Origin of the sequence: Paenibacillus sp. PastM-3, assembly GCF_029893965.1 — a bacterium.
Classification (GTDB): domain Bacteria; phylum Bacillota; class Bacilli; order Paenibacillales; family Paenibacillaceae; genus Paenibacillus_AQ.
Map to the genome: position 1 here is coordinate 37,379 of NZ_JARXXP010000006.1, position 18,138 is coordinate 55,516.

The 18,138-nt window shown below is 52.0% G+C and carries 19 protein-coding genes and 3 pseudogenes; 4 read left to right on the top strand and 18 right to left on the bottom strand.

Features of this window, described 5'->3' with window-relative positions; translation table 11 throughout:
- Nucleotides 1–22: 22 nt before the first annotated feature.
- The 5 genes from M2108_RS11820 to M2108_RS11840 all read right to left on the bottom strand — a co-directional run bounded on the left by M2108_RS11820 (nt 23) and on the right by M2108_RS11840 (nt 6,167).
- Entirely contained in the window at nt 23–1,498 is a 1,476-nt protein-coding gene (locus M2108_RS11820) for an alpha-N-arabinofuranosidase (protein ID WP_277469701.1), read from the bottom strand.
- Between the two features lie 37 nt (nt 1,499–1,535).
- Complete coding sequence (locus M2108_RS11825; RefSeq protein WP_277469544.1) at nt 1,536–2,915, bottom strand: arabinan endo-1,5-alpha-L-arabinosidase; 1,380 nt, start codon at nt 2,913–2,915, stop codon at nt 1,536–1,538.
- Nucleotides 2,915–3,751 carry a carbohydrate ABC transporter permease gene (locus tag M2108_RS11830; RefSeq protein WP_277469545.1) on the bottom strand — a complete coding sequence of 279 codons (837 nt, stop codon included), beginning with the start codon at nt 3,749–3,751 and terminating at the stop codon, nt 2,915–2,917. Before M2108_RS11830 ends, M2108_RS11825 begins: the two co-directional genes overlap by 1 nt.
- A gap of 24 nt (nt 3,752–3,775) precedes the next feature.
- Nucleotides 3,776–4,666 carry a carbohydrate ABC transporter permease gene (locus tag M2108_RS11835; RefSeq protein ID WP_068721719.1) on the bottom strand — a complete coding sequence of 297 codons (891 nt, stop codon included), beginning with the start codon at nt 4,664–4,666 and terminating at the stop codon, nt 3,776–3,778.
- A 103-nt stretch (nt 4,667–4,769) separates the two neighbouring features.
- Nucleotides 4,770–6,167, bottom strand: coding sequence for an ABC transporter substrate-binding protein (locus M2108_RS11840; RefSeq protein ID WP_277469546.1), 1,398 nt, complete (start codon nt 6,165–6,167; stop codon nt 4,770–4,772).
- 451 nt (nt 6,168–6,618) lie between these two features.
- Here M2108_RS11840 and M2108_RS11845 point away from each other — a divergent pair, with 451 nt between their 5' ends.
- The 3 genes from M2108_RS11845 to M2108_RS11855 all read left to right on the top strand — a co-directional run bounded on the left by M2108_RS11845 (nt 6,619) and on the right by M2108_RS11855 (nt 8,587).
- Complete coding sequence (locus M2108_RS11845) at nt 6,619–7,575, top strand: ArsR/SmtB family transcription factor (RefSeq protein WP_277469547.1); 957 nt, start codon at nt 6,619–6,621, stop codon at nt 7,573–7,575.
- Nucleotides 7,576–7,930: 355 nt separating this feature from the next.
- A complete protein-coding gene (locus tag M2108_RS11850) occupies nt 7,931–8,161 on the top strand; it encodes a hypothetical protein (protein ID WP_277469549.1) in 231 nt (76 codons plus the stop codon).
- Between the two features lie 12 nt (nt 8,162–8,173).
- Complete coding sequence (locus tag M2108_RS11855; RefSeq protein WP_277469702.1) at nt 8,174–8,587, top strand: carbonic anhydrase family protein; 414 nt, start codon at nt 8,174–8,176, stop codon at nt 8,585–8,587.
- A 204-nt stretch (nt 8,588–8,791) separates the two neighbouring features.
- Here M2108_RS11855 and M2108_RS11860 read toward each other — a convergent pair whose 3' ends face one another.
- From M2108_RS11860 to M2108_RS11875, 4 genes and pseudogenes are all read right to left on the bottom strand, one after another.
- A complete protein-coding gene (locus M2108_RS11860) occupies nt 8,792–9,148 on the bottom strand; it encodes a hypothetical protein (protein ID WP_277469550.1) in 357 nt (118 codons plus the stop codon).
- 255 nt (nt 9,149–9,403) lie between these two features.
- Nucleotides 9,404–9,869, bottom strand: a pseudogene (locus M2108_RS11865) (ABC transporter permease family protein).
- A 3-nt stretch (nt 9,870–9,872) separates the two neighbouring features.
- A pseudogene (locus tag M2108_RS11870) lies at nt 9,873–10,283 on the bottom strand (carbohydrate ABC transporter permease); the annotation flags it as partial.
- Between the two features lie 262 nt (nt 10,284–10,545).
- Nucleotides 10,546–11,517, bottom strand: a pseudogene (locus M2108_RS11875) (ABC transporter substrate-binding protein); the annotation flags it as partial.
- 192 nt (nt 11,518–11,709) lie between these two features.
- On the opposite strand from M2108_RS11875, the gene M2108_RS11880 reads away from it, so the two are divergent.
- Nucleotides 11,710–11,868 carry a hypothetical protein gene (locus M2108_RS11880; RefSeq protein WP_039871250.1) on the top strand — a complete coding sequence of 53 codons (159 nt, stop codon included), beginning with the start codon at nt 11,710–11,712 and terminating at the stop codon, nt 11,866–11,868.
- A 128-nt stretch (nt 11,869–11,996) separates the two neighbouring features.
- Here the strand turns inward: M2108_RS11880 and M2108_RS11885 are convergent, their stop codons facing one another.
- From M2108_RS11885 to M2108_RS11925, 9 genes are read right to left on the bottom strand one after another with little or no spacing between them, the layout of a single operon-like run.
- Nucleotides 11,997–12,764, bottom strand: coding sequence for a class I SAM-dependent DNA methyltransferase (locus tag M2108_RS11885; protein WP_277469551.1), 768 nt, complete (start codon nt 12,762–12,764; stop codon nt 11,997–11,999).
- Between the two features lie 15 nt (nt 12,765–12,779).
- Nucleotides 12,780–13,691: a CvfB family protein gene (locus M2108_RS11890; protein WP_277469552.1), complete on the bottom strand. Its 912-nt coding sequence runs from the start codon at nt 13,689–13,691 to the stop codon at nt 12,780–12,782.
- Nucleotides 13,688–14,035 (bottom strand): ribosome silencing factor, encoded by a 348-nt coding sequence (gene rsfS / locus M2108_RS11895; RefSeq protein ID WP_221799184.1) that lies wholly within the window; start codon nt 14,033–14,035, stop codon nt 13,688–13,690. The genes M2108_RS11890 and rsfS overlap by 4 nt, the downstream gene beginning before the upstream one ends.
- Nucleotides 14,032–14,610: a bis(5'-nucleosyl)-tetraphosphatase (symmetrical) YqeK gene (gene yqeK / locus M2108_RS11900; protein WP_277469553.1), complete on the bottom strand. Its 579-nt coding sequence runs from the start codon at nt 14,608–14,610 to the stop codon at nt 14,032–14,034. The genes rsfS and yqeK overlap by 4 nt, the downstream gene beginning before the upstream one ends.
- The gene (locus tag M2108_RS11905; protein WP_277469554.1) at nt 14,582–15,184 is read right to left on the bottom strand and encodes a nicotinate-nucleotide adenylyltransferase; all 603 of its coding nucleotides are present in this window, start codon (nt 15,182–15,184) and stop codon (nt 14,582–14,584) included. The genes yqeK and M2108_RS11905 overlap by 29 nt, the downstream gene beginning before the upstream one ends.
- Before the next feature lie 36 nt (nt 15,185–15,220).
- Nucleotides 15,221–15,514, bottom strand: a complete 294-nt coding sequence (gene yhbY, locus M2108_RS11910; protein ID WP_277469555.1) for a ribosome assembly RNA-binding protein YhbY — start codon at nt 15,512–15,514, stop codon at nt 15,221–15,223.
- Between the two features lie 58 nt (nt 15,515–15,572).
- Nucleotides 15,573–16,427 carry a shikimate dehydrogenase gene (gene aroE, locus M2108_RS11915; RefSeq protein ID WP_277469556.1) on the bottom strand — a complete coding sequence of 285 codons (855 nt, stop codon included), beginning with the start codon at nt 16,425–16,427 and terminating at the stop codon, nt 15,573–15,575.
- A gap of 34 nt (nt 16,428–16,461) precedes the next feature.
- Nucleotides 16,462–17,589 carry a ribosome biogenesis GTPase YqeH gene (yqeH, locus tag M2108_RS11920; RefSeq protein ID WP_221799175.1) on the bottom strand — a complete coding sequence of 376 codons (1,128 nt, stop codon included), beginning with the start codon at nt 17,587–17,589 and terminating at the stop codon, nt 16,462–16,464.
- Entirely contained in the window at nt 17,589–18,113 is a 525-nt protein-coding gene (locus M2108_RS11925; protein WP_277469703.1) for a YqeG family HAD IIIA-type phosphatase, read from the bottom strand. Before M2108_RS11925 ends, yqeH begins: the two co-directional genes overlap by 1 nt.
- Between the last annotated feature and the right edge of the window lie 25 nt (nt 18,114–18,138).

Below are 18,138 nucleotides of genomic sequence, written 5' to 3' on the forward strand. Positions count from 1 at the left end.
CCTTTGGTCCATAGAGCTGGATCTATTTAAGTGTAAGTACGACGACAGATGCCGGCGGCAGGGTACAGTTCAGGCTGCCATCAGTCAGCTCAGCACCTTCATAGGCAACAGGCGCTACTGTTTCCGGCGCTTCGAACGTGTTATGAGCACCAAGCTCTGCATGAGTCAGGATCTCGCCTGTTACTGCGCTTACCTGCGCGCCTCTGATATCCAAACTCAGTTCGGCATCCGCTTCATGACTCAGATTACAGATGGAGACATACATGCTGCCCTCTCCGTCGCGGGATGCAGAGATGCTTAGCTGCGGAACAGTTACTCCGCCATAGGTATACAGCGGGCTGTCAAAGGCAACCTCCAGCAGCTCGTTATCCTGATGCACCTTATACATCCGGAAGACATGATAAGTTGGGGTATGCAGCAGCTTGTCGCCTTCGGTCAGAATCAGTGCCTGCAGCACATTGACCATCTGGGCGATATTTGCCATATGCACCCGGTCGCTGTGATGATGAAAAATATTCAGGTGGATGCCGGCAACCAGCGCATCTCTGAGGGTATTCTGCTGGTAGAGGAACCCGGGATTCGTTCCCGGCTCGTTCAGGAACCAGGTGCCCCATTCATCTATGATTAATCCTACCCGCTTCTGCGGATCATATTTGTCCATGATCGCCGTGTGACGGGTAATGAGCTCGTCCATACGAAGGGATTTCTGCATCGTCTCGATCCACTGCGCTTCATCGAAGCCGAGCGCCGGACGCTTCTCCTCCCAGCTGCCGGGGATGGTGTAGGAATGCAGGCTAAGGCCGTCCATCATGCCGCCCGCTTCCCGCATCACAACTTCAGTCCAGTAATAGTCATCCACATTGGCACCGCCGGCAATTTTGTATAGCCGGTTGTCGCCATAGTTTCGGACATAGGTCTGGTAGCGCCGGTACAGATCAGCATAATATTCAGGGCGCATATTGCCTCCGCAGCCCCAGTTCTCATTGCCGACACCGAAATATTTCAAGTTCCACGGCTTCTCCCGCCCGTTCTCCTGACGCCAGGCCGCCATTGGGGATTCGCCGTCAAAGGTCATATACTCGACCCACTCCGACATCTCCTGAACCGTACCGCTGCCGACATTGCCGCAAATGTAAGGCTCACATTCCAGCAGCTCACACAGGCGGAAAAATTCATGCGTGCCAAAGTGGTTGTTCTCCACAACGCCGCCCCAGTGGGTGTTAACCATCCGTTTGCGGCCTTCCTTCGGGCCAATCCCGTCTTTCCAGTGATATTCATCGGCGAAGCAGCCTCCCGGCCAGCGCAGCACCGGAATGTCCAGCTGCTTCAGCGCAGCCACGACATCATTACGGATGCCATCTGTGTTGGGAACCGGCGAATCTTCGCCTACCCATAAGCCTTCATAGATACATCTGCCCAGATGCTCGGCGAAATGCCCGTAAATGTGACGGCTGATCCTGCTTTTTACGATATCCGCATTTAGTACGGCTTTGGTCATCGTTCTCTCCTCCATCCTTCTGCTCCCTGTTGTCTGTTTAGGCTTCGGAAGCTTGTTTACCCCAGACAGCAATCCCGCTGTCATTCAGCCCTGTAAAGACCAGAGCCGGTTTGTCTTTCTCCCAGTCCCAGGCCGGCAGCAGCTGCACCTTCTCTTCCCGTCCTTTGCCCTCTGAAAGATTGTTCCAGCTCAGCGACAATGTCCGCCGTCCGTCAAAGGACCATACGCCCATGCCGTGCTTGCCTATCAACTCCCCGCTCTCTTGCAAAGTAAGCAGCTGCGGACTCACCTGGCCGTGGGCAGACGGATCATGCACCAGCCGTTCCCATCGGCCCGGGATAAGTCCGGCAGGAATATCCTGCTCCACTTCTCCTGCGTAACGCTCCGGCGAAACAACCGGCCAGCCGTCTTCCGTCCAGAGGATTTTGCGGATATGCAGATAAGGCCAATGCTTGTTCTCTCCGCCGCGTGCATGATGCGCCATATAGTAGGCTCCGTTATCGTTCAGCACTGAGTTATGCCCCGGAGCAATCCAGCCGGCATCGTTACCGAACCGGTACCCGCCGAGGATTTTGACACCTACCTCATGCTGCGGCATATACGAGCTGTCCTTCATGTCCCGGCCGTGTACGTCCACATAAGGTCCGGTTATGGAATCCGCACGGGCAACGCGCACATTGTAATCTTCAAAAAGCGAATCATACGAGACAAACAGATAATATTTGCGGAACTGCTCGTTATAGACAATGTATGGGCCTTCCACGGCACCGTCCTCTGTAGTCTTATCACGGACAGCCAGCAGCTGGCCGAAGCCTTCCTCAAGCGGTTTGCCAGACTCCTTATCCAGCTCGAGAATATGTATCCCGCCGAAAAACGAGCCGTACACCATCCACATCCGGCCTTCCGCATCACACACTACATTGGCATCAATTGCATTCAGATGATCCTCATCCCGCGTTTTGATCACCGCACCCTCATCTGTCCACGGACCCTCAATGGAATCCGCAGTCTGCAGTCCGATCAGCGACCGGCGGCTGCCAAAGGAGGAAGCGGAATAATACATCCGGTATTTCCCGTTATGCTGGACAACGTCAGGCGCCCACAAATTTGTTGCCCGGGCCCACTCTGCTGCAATCTCCGGAATGCCCGGCAGCGCATAATGCACCCACTCCCAATGAATCAGGTCTGCCGATTTGCGCACCATCACGCCGGGTACCGGCTCTCCCCCTACTCTTACATCCGTAGAAAAGATATAGTAGCCGTCAGGCGTTTTGATGATACCGGGATCATGGGCATTATGTGTCCCCCACGCGGGTTCCGTATCCAGAATGGAAGTGTCATAGAGCTTTTGTTCACCCGGTGAATCCGGAAAAAGAAGGCCTCCATCCGCGCCCTTGCGATGAACCGGCGTGCCCATCAGCCTTTAACCCCCGAGATGGCTACTGATTCGATAATCTGCTTCTGGAACACCAGGAAGATAATCAGCATCGGCAGCAGCGCGATAATGGAAGCAGCCATAATGAGCGGATAATCCGTCTGGATGGCATAGGTCGCATTAAAGTTGGCAATGACCAGCTGCAGCGTCTGCTTCTCGGGTGAATTCAGATAAATGATCGGCGACAGATAATCATTCCAGATCCCCATAAACCACAGGATCAGCTGCGCGGCTACCGCAGGTTTGATCAGCGGGAAGGTAATGGAGCTGTACAGCCGGAAATAGGAGCTGCCGTCGATTTTGGCGGCTTCGATAATAGCATTCGGCACACTGCTAAGATACTGCCGCAGGAAGAAGATCATGACGATGTTGCCGAACAGGCCGGGAACAATCAGCGGCAGCAGGGTATCCACCCAGCCCAGCTTGGAGAACATGAAAAACTGCGGAATCATAACTGCCGGATAAGGGATCATCAGGGATGAGAGCATCAGCAGAAAGATTTTATTTTTGGCCGGAAATTTCAGTTTGGCAAAAGCAAAGGCCGCCAGCGACGACGTAAACGTTCCTACTACGGTTACTGAAACCGCGATAATTACGCTGTTCTTGATCCCGCTCAGCAGCGGGCCGGCTTCCCAAATCTCTTTATATTTTCCGAAATGAACCGGGTTTGGAATCCAGACCGGCGGCAAGGCAAAGACGTCCTGCTTGTCCTTCAGTGAGGTGGACAACATCCAGAGCAGCGGGCCGATCATGAATACTGCACCGATTAACAGCAAAATGAAAATAAGGGTATTGGTAATTCTTCTTCTGCTCTTCAACTTTATTCGCTCCTCCCTCTCATATCAATCAACATCGAACGACTGCTTCTCGTTCATTCTGAATTGGATAAGAGTCACGACAAATATAAACGCGCCCAGAACAACCGCCATGGCGGAAGCATAACCCATCTGGAAGTTGCCGAAGGCTTTTTGCCAGATATAGAACACGACTGAAGCCGAAGCATATTCCGGTCCGCCTGTAGGGGTCATAATGTTCATCTCGGTAAAGATTTGCGATCCTCCGATAATATTGGTAACGATGATAAAGAAGGTAACCGGACGCACCATCGGCCAGGTAATATGCCAGAAGGCCTTGAAGCTGTTCGCTCCATCCAGCTCGGCCGCTTCATAATAGGATCTCGATACACTTTGCAGCGCCGCCAAATACAGCAGCATCGTATAGCCGACACCCTTCCAGACCGCCATAATGATCAGTGCGGGTTTGACCGTATACTTGTTGGCCATCCAGTTGGGCCCCGTTATGCCGAACAGGTCAAGGAACTGGTTAACCAGTCCATAATCCCCGTTGTAAGCCCAGTTCCACATAATGGATACCGCAGCCAGTGACGAGATTACCGGAACATAGTAGATCACGCGGAATGCTGTTGTACCGGGTACACCGCGGTTAAGTCCCAGTGCCAGCAGCAGGGCCAGCACAATCCCGATTGGAATGCCGAGCATCATAAAGAGGGTGTTGAAAAGCGCTTTATGGAACAGCTCATCCGTCCACAAATCCTTGAAATTGCTTAAACCGATCAGATTCATCTGGCCGAGGCCGTCCCAATCCGTAAACGAGCCGTAGATGGAATAAATCATCGGATACAGGGTAAAGATCAGAAGCCCCAGCAGCGGAGGAAGAATGAACAGAAATCCGTAGATTTTCTCCTTCCGGTAGAGGTTAGACTTTTGATTCATGGCAATCACCTCAAATTCGGATATCAGATAAAAGTGATGCCGGCCGGTGCTGCTTTAAGGGCCGACATCACTTTTTTCTGGGGTAAAGCAGGTTTACCGGGAATTATTTCTTGGATTTCGCTTCCTGCTCAATCGCTTTATCCAGCAGCTTCTGCATCTTAGGCTGTTCCTCTTTCACATACTCTGCAGCTGTAATCTTTCCGTCCAGCACAGGCTGGATATCAGTAAAGAACAGGTTGTACCATTCAGCATTGTAAGTATAGTGGCCTGGCAGTACTCTTCCGTACTCTTCAACAACCTGCAGGAATTCTTCTTTGTTCGCTGGTTTGGTTGTGGTGTCTGCTGCCCATTCTTTAGCCATGTCGATCAGGTTAGGAATCTGAACTTTGGCCTTAACCAGCGCGTCCATGCCTTCCTTCGAGGCTGTCAGATAGTTAATCAGCTCAACTGCTTCTTCCGGATGCTTGGTTTTGGCGGATGCGCCGATACCAAGGGAGCCTGTCCATGTAGCGGATTTGCCAGTGGAACCGGCAGGGTAAGGAATCAGATCATAATCGAAAGGCAGTGTTTCATAAGTGCTCATATCCCATGGACCTACAGGGAAGAAGGCCATTTCGCCTTTCATCCAGCGCTGGTAGGTATCCAGGGTCTGCGCCTGCTCGGTGGATGGTGTGATGCCGTATTTGTTCTGCATGTCGGCAAAGAACTGAAGCGCTTCCGCAAATTTCGGATCATCAATGGTAACTTTGGTTTTGGTTGCATCAATCCAGTCTGCACCATTACTCCATACAAATGCTTGCAAAGCCCAGTTCACGTTAAAGCCTGCGCCGAACTGGTCAAGCTTGCCGTCTCCGTCCTTGTCGATGGTCAGCTGCTGGGCAACCTTGATGAACTCATCCCAGGTGTAAGGCTTGTCCTTGTCAGGCAGCGGAATGCCGGCTGCTTCGAACATCGTTTTGTTGTAGCCGAGTGCAAAAGGACCAACGTCTTTCGGCATACCGTAAATGTTGCCCTGACCGGCCATTGTACCGTCATAACGGTACAGGTCCACGCCGTATTTCCAGATATTATCGAGATTAATGTTAGAATTGCCTTCAATATAGCTGGTCAGATCCAGCAGGACGCCGCTGTTAACATAAGCCTTGAGGTCACCGGATTCAAAATAGAACACATCCGGTACGCTGTTGCCCGTAATAGAGGCTTTCAGTTTGGTTGCATATTGGTCGGCTGCAGTAACCACGATCTTAACTTTCACGTTCGGGTGGTCAGCTTCGAATTGCTTGACAACGCCTTCATAAGCCTTCTGCTCATCTGTGCCGCCTCTGAACATAAACGTCAGATTCTTGGTTTCCTGCGAATTGCTGCTTCCCCCGCTATTTCCTGTGTTGCTTCCCGCATTATTGCCTGACGATGCATTGTTGTTCCCGCCGCAGCCCGCCAGTACAACCGATACCAGCAAAACTAACGACAGCAGTGTAAACCAGCCCTTTTTCTTTAACACTGAAACCCCTCCTAGAGTGTTGTGAACAATTGCGAAGCTTATATAGAAAGAACTAAAGTAACCGTTTGCGGTTGTTTATAGTTCAAGCTACCTTTTTGCGACCGACCTATTTCATACTTTTCTTAATCAGTTAAAAAACATTTGAATGTATTCGCTTACAGATATAAAATAACATATATAAGGTTTGCTGTAAACCAAAAAATATAAATCTTTTTATACTTATTGAAACTAAATGAGAAATATAAGATATTCGTGAAAAAATAGGCGTTATTTCAGCATTAATCGATCATCCATTTTTAGAAAAACTTAAAGTAAATCGCTGATTTACACATATTTTAGCTTAAATTTAATGATATGACACAAATAAAGGCGGAAAGCTTTCCTTTTCACCTCAATTAGTTTATAATTTTATAAAATAGTTATTAATGACGTCTGCGGAAGAAGGTTCGATATGATATATATCAAAGATCTAATGAGTGGCATTGACATCTTCAAAGCGCTAAGCTCAGAAATCCGGATTCAGATTCTGGAGCTGCTCGCCGGCAACCAGGCCCTTAACCTGAATGAAATCGCCAAGAAGCTGAATCTGAGCAACGGCGCCATCACAATGCACATCAAAAAGCTGGAGGAAAGTGGCCTGATCGAGATCAACACCTCCGTCGGCAAGCATGGTATCCAGAAGGTCTGCTATCTGAACAAGGATAAGCTGATGGTCGATCTGCGCAGCAAGGATGTTGACAATCTGTATGAGGTGGAGATCCAGGTCGGCCACTACAGTAACTATCAGGCGGTCCCAACCTGCGGCCTCGCTACCAAAGACAGCATTATCGGCGACTTCGACGAGCCGCGCTATTTCGCCGATCCCCAGCGGATCGATTCCGAGATTATCTGGATGGCGGAAGGCTTCCTTGAATATCGTATCCCGAACTATCTGAAGGCTAACCAGACCTTCCGCGAGATTCAGTTTTCCATGGAGATCGGTTCAGAGGCTCCGGGGTTCAGTGACAACTATCCTTCTGATCTTTACTTTTACCTGAACGGTATTGAGATCGGCTACTGGACCAGCCCCGGCGACTTCGGCGACCAGCGCGGAACCTTCAACCCGGACTGGTGGCCGCCGCACCTTAACCAATACGGAATGCTGAAGCTGATCCGGATCAATAATGAAGGAAGCTTCATTGACGGCTGCCGCATCTCTGACATTACACTGGACGATATCAAGCTCGATTACAAAAGCGAGCTGACCTTCCGCATCGCCGTCACCGACAAGCCGGTCAACAAACGCGGCCTGACCATCTACGGCAAGCACTTCGGCAACTACAGCCAGGATCTGCTGGCCCGCGTGCTCTACAATGTGCATGAGGTGGAGGAAGTGAACCGGCGCCCGGCGACAAGTACCGCTGAGTAGTGGTTGATTTGGAAGGGTTATGAGCGGGTAAAGCGCGTAAGAGAGTTAGGAGCGTTAGGAGAGCTATAGGCGTTAGGAGCGTTAGAAGCGTTATGAGCGTTACGAGTGTTAATACAACTATATATATGTTTCTCTGCCCTTTCGCCTCCTTTGGATGCGGAGGGGCTTTTTTTGTTTGACTTGTCCTTTCCTCCTTTCCTCCTTTCCTCTAACCTTTGCTATCCTATATCTTTTGGATTATTTTGGATATTTTGAACCACTTACACAGCTGAGTCTTTGTTCACTGGATACACGGGAAACCATTATTTACAATATAAATAATAATGTCCCAAATAATCCGAAAGAAGGATAACGTATGCAATTTACGAAAAGGGTGTCACGGATCCTGTTCCCGGCCGCAGTCCTGACTATACTGGCTGGCTGCGGAAATAACGGCAATCTTAATGATGGCGCAGAAGCCACACAAGAAATCTCCGTCCCGGCCGCCGCGCACCAGACACACTGGTCTTATGAAGGCGAGACGTCCCCGGAGCACTGGGCGGAGCTGGATCAGCTGTTCACAACCTGCAGTACCGGTTCAGCCTAGTCGCCGGTTAATATTGTTCATGACAAAGTGAAGGCAGATGATAGTCTCTCCCCTCTAAAAGTGGAGTATTCTCCTTCACCAGTGTCCATCATCAACAACGGTCATACCATTCAGGTGAATCTTCACAACCAGGACAATAAACTCACTATTGAGGGCAAGACTTACCTGCTGCAGCAGTTCCACTTCCATCTGCCCAGCGAACATGAGGTTGACGGCAAACATGCGGAGATGGAGCTTCATCTGGTACATAAAAGTGAAGACGGCTCGCTCACCACACCGCCATGTACCGAAGGCGTCCAGTGGACCGTCCTGGAGAATCCGGTTACTTGGTCCGGGGAACAGATCGGCAAATTCGCTGCGATTTTCCCGCATGATAACCGTCCTGTTCAACCGTTGGGCAGCCGGGAGATCGGCAGCGATGAATAAGGATGTATGCAATGCAAAAAAAGCTATTCCCGCGGTTGGTGGGGATTGCCTTTTTAGGGCAGTTGCATAAGGGAGCCGGGTAAGTTCGCGAATGTACGCCGGCAGATAGCCGAATTCAAGGGCATTTGTGCCCTTGATTCGGCCCATTTAGCTCATATGCCGCGGCCAGCAAAGAAAAAAGCAACTTATCCGCAGACAAGTTGCTTATAACGCAGTACCGCTATTCCCTTTGAAGCTGAAGCGCATCCGAAGCCAGGCCAAAACGTAGATAACGCACAAGAAAATCCAGTAGCTGTTATCGAACAATCCGCCCCCTGTTACCGCCGACAGAACCGCATGGTACACACAGGTGAATATAAACAATGACAGGAATAGGAGCGAAATCCCTTTGTACGATGCTGGCTTCTGAATTCCCGCTTTTGAAAAAACATATAACACGGCCAACGCCAAAAGTAGAGTGAACGGCACCCTGTAACTGAAATCGGGAAATACGTCGTGCATGGTAACCACTGCGGCTATAAGCACAAAACATAACGTAACGTTAAGCACACTTGGCTTCATAATGTAGTCCTCCGCACCAAAGTAATTTTTTCCATATATTCAAACAATAAAATAAAACCATCATGATAGCAAATGAAATTGCAGATAAAAAAACAAGCCGCCTACCATTCAAGGTAAGCCGCCTGCTAAATTTATAACCGGTCTATATATTTGTCTTGCCTAGGGGCAGGTGAAGGGTAGGCCCCGTTAGACTTATAGCCTTTCACTAGCCCGGCCTTCACCTGCCCCCCTTCACCAGCCCACTCTTCACCAGCCTCACCTCTTCACCGCACCCGCCGTCATCCCGTCGATAAAATACTTCTTAAACCCGAGAAACAGCGCCAATATCGGCAGAATCAGGCGCACATAAATCGCATACTCGTTCGCCCCGTCCACACGTCCGGCCGCTATCATCTCCTTGGTTTTTCCCTCTGAATTCATAGGCCGAAAAGCCGTAAGCAACCGTAGCACTAACGAGCAGCGTCAATACAACCTGAACCACCGTGAGCAGCAATGAATTGAAAAACCAGGTGAAGTAAGCATGCTCCCCGGTGAACAAAAAGACGAAATTGTCCAGGCTCATCGCCGACAAGTCAAACCGCAGATTAAGGCCGTAGCGGATCAGATCCTCCCCGGGCTTAAACGAGGCAATCGTCACGGCGTAGAAAGGCACCAGGATCAGCAGGCACAGCACACTGAAAAAGGCAAACAGGAGGATTTTGCGGAGAGTCCCTGTGTTCATACGTTAATCCTCCTCCTTTTTAAACATGCCGCTAAAAGCCAGTTGGGTGAGATTGATCACCATGGTGATGATGAGCAGCACGATACCGACCGCCGCCGCGTAGCCGAGATTATTTTTCTTAATCCCCTGCCGGTACAGATAACCGACGATGGTCAGTCCGATGTTCTTGGGTAAGTTATTGCCGTTCCAGAGCTTCATGCTCTCAATAAACATGGCCAGTCCGGCATAAATGCTGACCGTCAGCACATAAATGGTCGTCGGCTTCAGCAAAGGTATCGTAATCCGGGTGAACCGCTGGAAGGCGGATGCCCCATCGATCGAGGCGGCTTCGTAGTAGTCGTCGGGGATATTTTTCAGTCCGGATAGAAAATACAGCATGTTCACGCCCATCCACCGCCAGCTCGCCAGAGCAATAAAGCCGGTAGTGGGTGACCTTTTGAAAGCTCATACCGAACGAACTAAGCAGCGGGTAGACCCAGAAAATGATGAATACGAGCACAAAAGGCAGCACGAAGACGTACGGAGCGACCTTTTGCGAATAGAGGAAGTTTTTGATCATGGCTTCTGCTCCTTTAAAGTAGAGCTGCCCATAGGTGGACAGCCCCAAAGAGTAACCGGGCCTGTTACTTCAGACGAACTGGTTCTCCGGGTTGTGGGTCATATCCTTCATATCTCACACACTCATGTTGATCGGATCAAAGCCGAGTGTATTCCAGATTTCAATGTTGGCATCAAGCGACAGCTTCGCGTAGGCGATAAAATCTTTTGCCAGCTGGACATCCTTAGCCGTCTTGGTCACCACTGTTCCTGTACCGCCTCCGCCGTACGATCTGTGCATGCCTTTTTCCAGGACGGGCAGCGGGGCGATGGCGATTTTGCCGCTCAGGTCCTTCATGTAGTTGGTATAGCGGGACATCTGCCACAGCGGCATAAAGGCGGTCGCATAGTTGCCTGAGTTATACTCACCGTAAGCTTCTTCCGTATCAGGCTGCCCCCCAGCGATAGTTGAGATTACATTATTGTCTGGCCAGGAGCAACGAAGCCTGCCAGATTGCACTGGTGTCGGCGGTACCCATGTATTTGCCGGTTTTTTCGTAGACCTGAATGCCCGCCTTTTTGAAATCATCCCAGGTTACGATGCTTTTGTAATCCACCCCGGCTGCATCGAGAATTTCTGTATTGTAAAAAGCGACCGTCGCCCCTACGTGGGTGGATAATCCGTAGATTTGGCCCTCTTTAGCGTAAAGATCAAGCTGGGACTGGACAACCGTACCTTTATACGGCTCTGCCATATCGTTAAGCGGCTCAAGCTGCGGCTCTCCGGCCAGGAAATCCGGGAATTTGCCCAGCTCGATATCGGCAATATCCGGCGCTCCCACACCTGTCTATACGGCGATGGACAGCTTGTTGTGCATATCGTCATACGGCATGACGGTTACATTCAGCTTAATCTGCCGGTCCGGATTGGCAGCGTTCCACTACTCCAGCATTTTCTCAAAATGCTGCCCGTGCAGCTCGACAAACGTCCAGTAAGACAGCTCTGTTGCCGTTTCCCCTGCACCGCCCTCCAGGACAGATGAGTCGCCGCCGGAAGTGCCTGAGGAAGACTCCCCCCGCAGCCGGCCAAGAACACCAGCTTTGTGAACAGAATCGATAAATCAATTCAAAAATAGTAAAATATTGGTTCTTAATTGCAGAAGAAGATAGTTTCCGCACCGATTAAGCCTGTTTTCTTTAAAATTCTTTAAAACATCAGGCATTAGCACCTTCCATACATAATCCGGTTGCGAAGAGCAGACAATAAACCTGTCTCCCAAACCACCGAGAAGGAGTGTTTCGAATGCGCGAAGGTCTGATCCCCACCGTTCTTGGTACCGTAGTTTCGGCTTCCGGCGCAGCTTTTCTGGGAAGCAAGTATAAGCTGGCCGCAACAGGCGTACTTGGCTTTGGTCTGGCACACATTGTTCTGGGTGCTATCGACTTGTTTGAGCACCGGTAAAAGGTTGGAAGATGCCGGTCCTGTACAGCATGTACAGGGCCGGTTCCCTTTTCATCAAGCACCTATCACGCAAAATGCACGCACCAAAAAGGCCCTGCCGGAGGCGAGGACCTTGTCATACATTAGATTTATTTTATGGCTACATAGAACAGGCGCTGGGCGCTGTCATCTGCCGGAAGCCATTCGAAATCGGCATACAGCTGAACCTCGCTGAATCCCGCCTTACGGAGCTCCTCCGTCAGCCACTGCGGATCATAGGCGCGCTGCACATGATTTTCTTCAAACCGGCGGTACAGGCCGCTGCCCTCTTCCCGGGCGAAAATGGACAGATGATGTTCAATTTCCCGCCGCGGCACATCCAGCTCACAGGTCCAGATGTAGGATACCGAAGGCTCATCCAGCACAAAAGGCTGTTCCTCCTCATATCGGACCAGCGTATTCGGATGATGTACATCGAACAGGAACGTCCCGCCTGGCTTGAGGCCGGCGTATGTCCGGGCGAGCACCGCCTGGATATCCTTTTCTTCCAGCACATAATTCAGGCAGTCACAGAAGGAAATAACGGAATCGACCGGCTCCGGCAGCTCCCATTCTGTCATATCCTGCCTGATCCAGCGTACGCTTCCCTCACGCAGGAAACGGCGTCCCTGCGGATGCCGCTCCATCTTCTGCTGGGCTACAGACAGCATGTCCGAGGAAAGATCAATCCCGGTCATATGATAGCCGGCTGCAGCCAGCGGAATCGTAATACTTCCTGTGCCGCAGCCGAGCTCAGCGACCGTCCGCGGCTTGCCGTATTTAACCCATGCCGCTTCTGCAAAAGCCAGCCAGTCCGGATACGGCATGTCCGCCATCAGTTCATCGTATACATATGCAAATTTCCCGTAGGAAGACAATGCGCACACCGCTTTCTATTCCTGATTCTGTTCCGGCACGCTCTCTTCAGGCTTGGCCAGATAGGTCCAGTTCTCTTTTTGAGTAATCAGGCCTTCCTTCATCAGCTTGCCCATCGCCCGTTTGAACGCGGACTTGCTGATGCCGAAGCGCTGTTTGATAATCTCCGGAGGCGTAGCATCCGAATACGGCATTGCCCCGCCCGGGCGGGAGTGCAGGAATTCCAGCAGGGCTGCGGAATCCACGTCCCGGCCGATTTCCTTGCGCTGGGTCATCGCCAGATTAACACGGCCGTCCTCACGGATATGTGAGACGCGTGCTTCAACCTGTTCCCCCAGACGCAGCAGCCGGCTGCGTTCGGAGGAATGAATCATCCCGATTACACCAAAGCCGAGTACTCCGCCGTCGATAATTACGAAAGTGCCCATCTGCAGAGGTCTATAGACTCTTGCTGTAACGTTCTGGCCTCTCCAGGATTCCGGCGAGGCAAAAGCCAGCGGAGCAAGCTCCTGCTCACCGGCCAGCTTGGCACGCAGGCGGCCCTGCTTGTCATGCTCCATCAGCACGAATACCTTGTCGCCAATCTGCGGACGGAGCTCGATCAGCTCAGGCAGCTCACCGATCGGCAGGAGCAGCTGGCGGCCAAGCCCCATCTCCAGGAAGCAGCCCAGACGCGGATGAATATCGGCCACTTCCAGCAAGGCCATCTCACCGAGCGTCAGAAACGGCTTTTTCATTGTCGCAGCAAGCCGGTCCTCCGTGTCAAAGAAGATGAACACTTCCACTTTACTGCCGATTTTGGGCTTACTGCCCACTAGCTCGGTATAGTGCAGCATGACATCCTGGTCACCTGCACCAAGGAAATAACCGTAAGGCGAAACTTCACGTAGCACTTCCAATGTAACGATAGTACCTGCAATCAGACTCATACCGTCTCCACAACCTTGGCGTCAGACCAGAGACGCTCGATATTGTAATACTCCCGTTCGTCACGGTGGAAGACATGCACGATAACGTCCCCGAGATCCATCAGTACCCAGCGGGCAGCATCCATGCCCTCGATCCCGCGGATAACACCGCCGGCTTCGTGAACCACTTTGCGCACTTCAGTGGCAATCGCCTGCACCTGGGTGTCGGAGTTACCGTGACAGATGATGAAATAATCACTGATCGGCGATACGCTGCGCAGATCCAGAGCAACGACGTTCATCGCTTTCTTGTCTTCGACCGCTTTCAGGGCCAGCTCCAGCAGCTTGTTTGATTGTACACTCATATTTTTTCCTCCAGTATTCTTACTAAATCGTTACGTGCAAGCACGGTAAGCGGAAATACGACCCGGCGCTTCTGCAGCAGCAGGCTGATGGTGGAATCAAAGCCTGCAATCAGCCCATCCTCAAGGCTGACCATAGACTTCTTACGGATCTCGTCCACACCGGGGAAATCCCGGCCGGGCTCGATATAATCCGCCAGGCAGACCACCTTCTCCAGCAGGGTCATCCCTTCGCGGCCAGAGGTATGGTACCGGATCGCCCCCAAAATCCCGGGATCAGTGATTTCATACTCATGCTCGGCGACAAAAGCCCCCACCTCGGCATGCCACAGCTGCTTGTCATGCTGCAGCAGCTCAGCTGAAAGGCCGTTCTGAACAATAATGTCCTTCATTCGCTCAACCGGCCAGTATTTGGCCACATCATGCAGAATAGCTGCCGTTTCGGCCCGCTGCGGATCAGCTCCGTACACTTCGGCAAGCTTGATTGAGGTCTCCATTACGCCCAGCGTATGCTGCCAGCGCTTGTCGGGCATCTGGGCGGAGACGGCTTCAATCAGCGCTTCGCGGCTGTAAGCCATACAATCCACTCCTTTGCACATATTCATACACCTGCTCAGGCACCATATAGCGGATAGAACGGCCGCTCGCCGCCCTTGACCTGAGCGCCGTCGATGAAATATCCACCTGCGGCATGTCCGCCAGCAGCACATTGCCGGAGATGAAATCCGGCAGGGCCGCCAGATCAAGCGGAGTTCCCGGGCGTCCCACCCCGATGAAGGTCAGCAGCTCCGTCAGCTCATGGATCCCGTGCCATTTAGGCAAGTACTCCACCATATCCGCTCCGACAATAAAATAGAACTCATGCTGAGGATATTCTTGCTTCAGGCTGCGTACGGTTTCAATAGTATAAGAGACACCGCCGCGGACGATTTCCCAGTCGAGGATGCCGAACGCTTCATTCCCCTCCACCGCGCACTTAACCATGGCCAGACGGTCAGCGCCGGAGGCACCGGCCTCGTGCTTATGCGGGGGAATATGCGAGGGCATGAACCAGACCTTATCCAGCGAATACGAATCCCTGGCGGCTTCCGCCGCCAGCATATGGCCTATGTGAAGAGGATCAAAGGTTCCTCCCATGATTCCAACTTTCAAGAGGTGTACCTCCTCTTATCATCCGGATAAAAAGCTTTAGCGCGGCAACTCAATCGTTTTGTTGTCGCGCGATTCCTTGTACAGCACGATCGTTTTGCCGATCACCTGTACAAGCTCTGAACCGGACTGCTCTGCGAGGGCAGCGCCGATCTCTTTCGGATCATCGGCATTGTTGTTCAGCACGCTGATTTTCATCAGCTCGCGCTTTTCGATGGCTTCCTCGACATGACGGATCAAATGTTCGTTAACGCCGCCTTTGCCGACCTGAAACACAGGATCGAGATGATGCGCCAAAGAACGGAGATAACGTTTTTGTTTACCAGTTAACATAAATGAACAAACCCCTTAATTAACAAATATTAAATATTATTACCCTGTTTAAGCATTTTCATGTCCCGAAGGCTTCAAGGATGGTCTGCCGCATGATATCCACCGGGGCAGCCTCGCCCGTCCAATATTCCAGGGCATATGCGCCCTGATAAATGAACATGCCCAGACCGCCGTGTACCGTGCAGCCTGCCTGCAGGCCTTCCTCAAGCAGCCGGGTCCGCAGCGGATTGTAGATCAAGTCGCTGACCACCTGGCCTTTGCGGAACAGGCCGGAAGCGACCGGCGTTTCGTCAGGATAAGGGAACATGCCGACTGAAGTGGTATTGATCACAATATCAGCATCCGGGATCATCCCGGCAATGTTCTCCATAGCCGTCCCGGTTACAATGCCTGCAGCCTGCCATGAAGCTGCGAGCTCCTGAGCCTTGTCCACAGTACGGTTCGCAATGACGACGGCAGCCGGATTCTCCTGCAGCAGAGCGCTGATGATTCCTCTGGCTGCTCCCCCTGCTCCCAGCACCAGAATGCGCATACCGGCCAAGTCCGGGACAGCTTCGGCCTTGAGCGAACGTACATAGCCGATACCATCGGTATTATAACCGGTAAGAACTCCGTTGTCGTTGACTATCGTATTAACCGCACCGCCGGCAACTGCACTGGCATCCAGCTTGTCCAGATAGTCCATGACCGCAATTTTATGCGGTATCGTCACGTTGACTCCGCGGAAGCCAAGCGTGCGGATGGCCTGCACCGCTTCGCCGAGCTGGCCCGGGGCAATGTGAAGCGGCACGTAAGCCCCGGGTATGCCTAGAGCCTTCAGCGCTGCTGTATGCATCAGCGGTGATTTGGACTGGGCGATCGGATCGCCCATGACGCCCAGCAGCATGTCCGTATTTCTGATATTGCCGGTCATAGGCATGCCCCTCCTGAAAATATGATTGATGCGCTTAAATCAGTGAAGGGCGGGTAAGCACCTTCACACCGCGCGGAACATGCACAGCGACTACTGCGCCTTCCGTCCCGTTGACTTTAATCCAGCCGAGCCCGGAGATGAACAGGTCAGTCTGGCTGCCCCGGCCGATCCGGAATTCATGACGCTGCCACTGCGGCAGCTTGTCCATATCCGCTGCAGCCGGAGGCGTCAGCAGCTCACCGCGGTGATCCTGATACAGCGAATCTGCCCGCTCCAGCTTTGTGCGGTGAATCTTCAGCGTGGTGCTTATATAGCAGGTGAAGGATTGGCGCGGTCCCTGGATGAAGTCGAACCGTCCCAAACCGCCGAAGAACAGCGTCTGTCCCTCGTTCAGCTGGTATACCGCAGGCTTGAGCGGATTCTCGGGCATTACCGCGCCCAGGTCACGCCGCTCCACCAGCTCGCTGTAACGCCAAGGATATACAATCCCCGGTGTATCAATAATATAGTGGCCGTCATCGAGCGGAATTTTGACCATGTCCAGCGTCGTGCCGGGATACCGTGAGGTTGTCAGCTCCTGCTCCAGATCACTGTAGTCCGAGATCAGGCGGTTGATCAGCGTGGATTTGCCCACATTGGTTGCACCGACCACATAGATATCACGTTGTCCGCGGAGCTCACTTACCGTCTCCAGCAGACGTTCAAAGCCCTGGTTGCGCTTGGCGCTGACGAGGACGATCTCTGCTGTGCGCAGGCCGTGCTCCTTACAGCGCTGCTGCATCCAGTTGCGCAGCTTGTTCCAGTTCGTTACCTTAGGCAGCAGATCGCATTTGTTCACAGCGAGAATGACGGGGTTATTGCCGACAAACCGCTGAAGCCCCGAAATCAGGCTGCCTTCAAAATCAAACAGGTCCACGATGTGGATGACAAGCGCATTCTTTTCACCGACTCCGCTCAGCAGGTGCAGGAATTCATCCTGATCCACAGATACCGAAGAAGCCTCATTGTAATTCTTAATCCGGAAACAGCGCTGGCAAATAACCGGTTCCCGTTCAAAGGCAGACTCCGGAATATAACCCGGAAGCTCCTTATTCCCGGTCTGCAGCTTAATACCGCAGCCGCTGCATTTCACCGGGCGCTCCGTTTCATTGTGTTGACTCATTAACGTTTATCCTCCTCATGCCACAATCCTTGCTTCCGCAGCCGTGTCAGCGCAATCTGCTCAACGCGGCGGTTAATTCTTGTTCCAAATCCTTCATCCTTGACGGAGATCGGCAGCACCAATACTGTATACAGACCCAGGCGGTTGCCGCCCAGCACATCAGTAAGCATCTGATCACCGACAACGATGGTTTGTTCCGGCTGAAGCTCCATCAGCTTCATTGCCTTCAGGAACGGGGTATTGATCGGCTTGCGCGCCTGATGGACAAACTGGATATCCAGCGGCGTGGCAAAGCGGGACACCCGGTCCATATTGTTGTTGGATACAATGACCAGCTTGAAGCCCAGCTCCTTTACCTTTGCGAACCACAGCAGCAGCTCCGGAGTAGCCAGGGGTGCCTTGGCACCTACGAGCGTGTTATCCAGATCTGTAATAATGCCGCGGTAGCCCTGCCGGTGCAATTCTTCAAGGTTGATATCAAAAACGGTATTCACCCGCAGTTTCGGGACTAGCCTCTCAAACAATACGTTCACCTCAATTTTATACAAG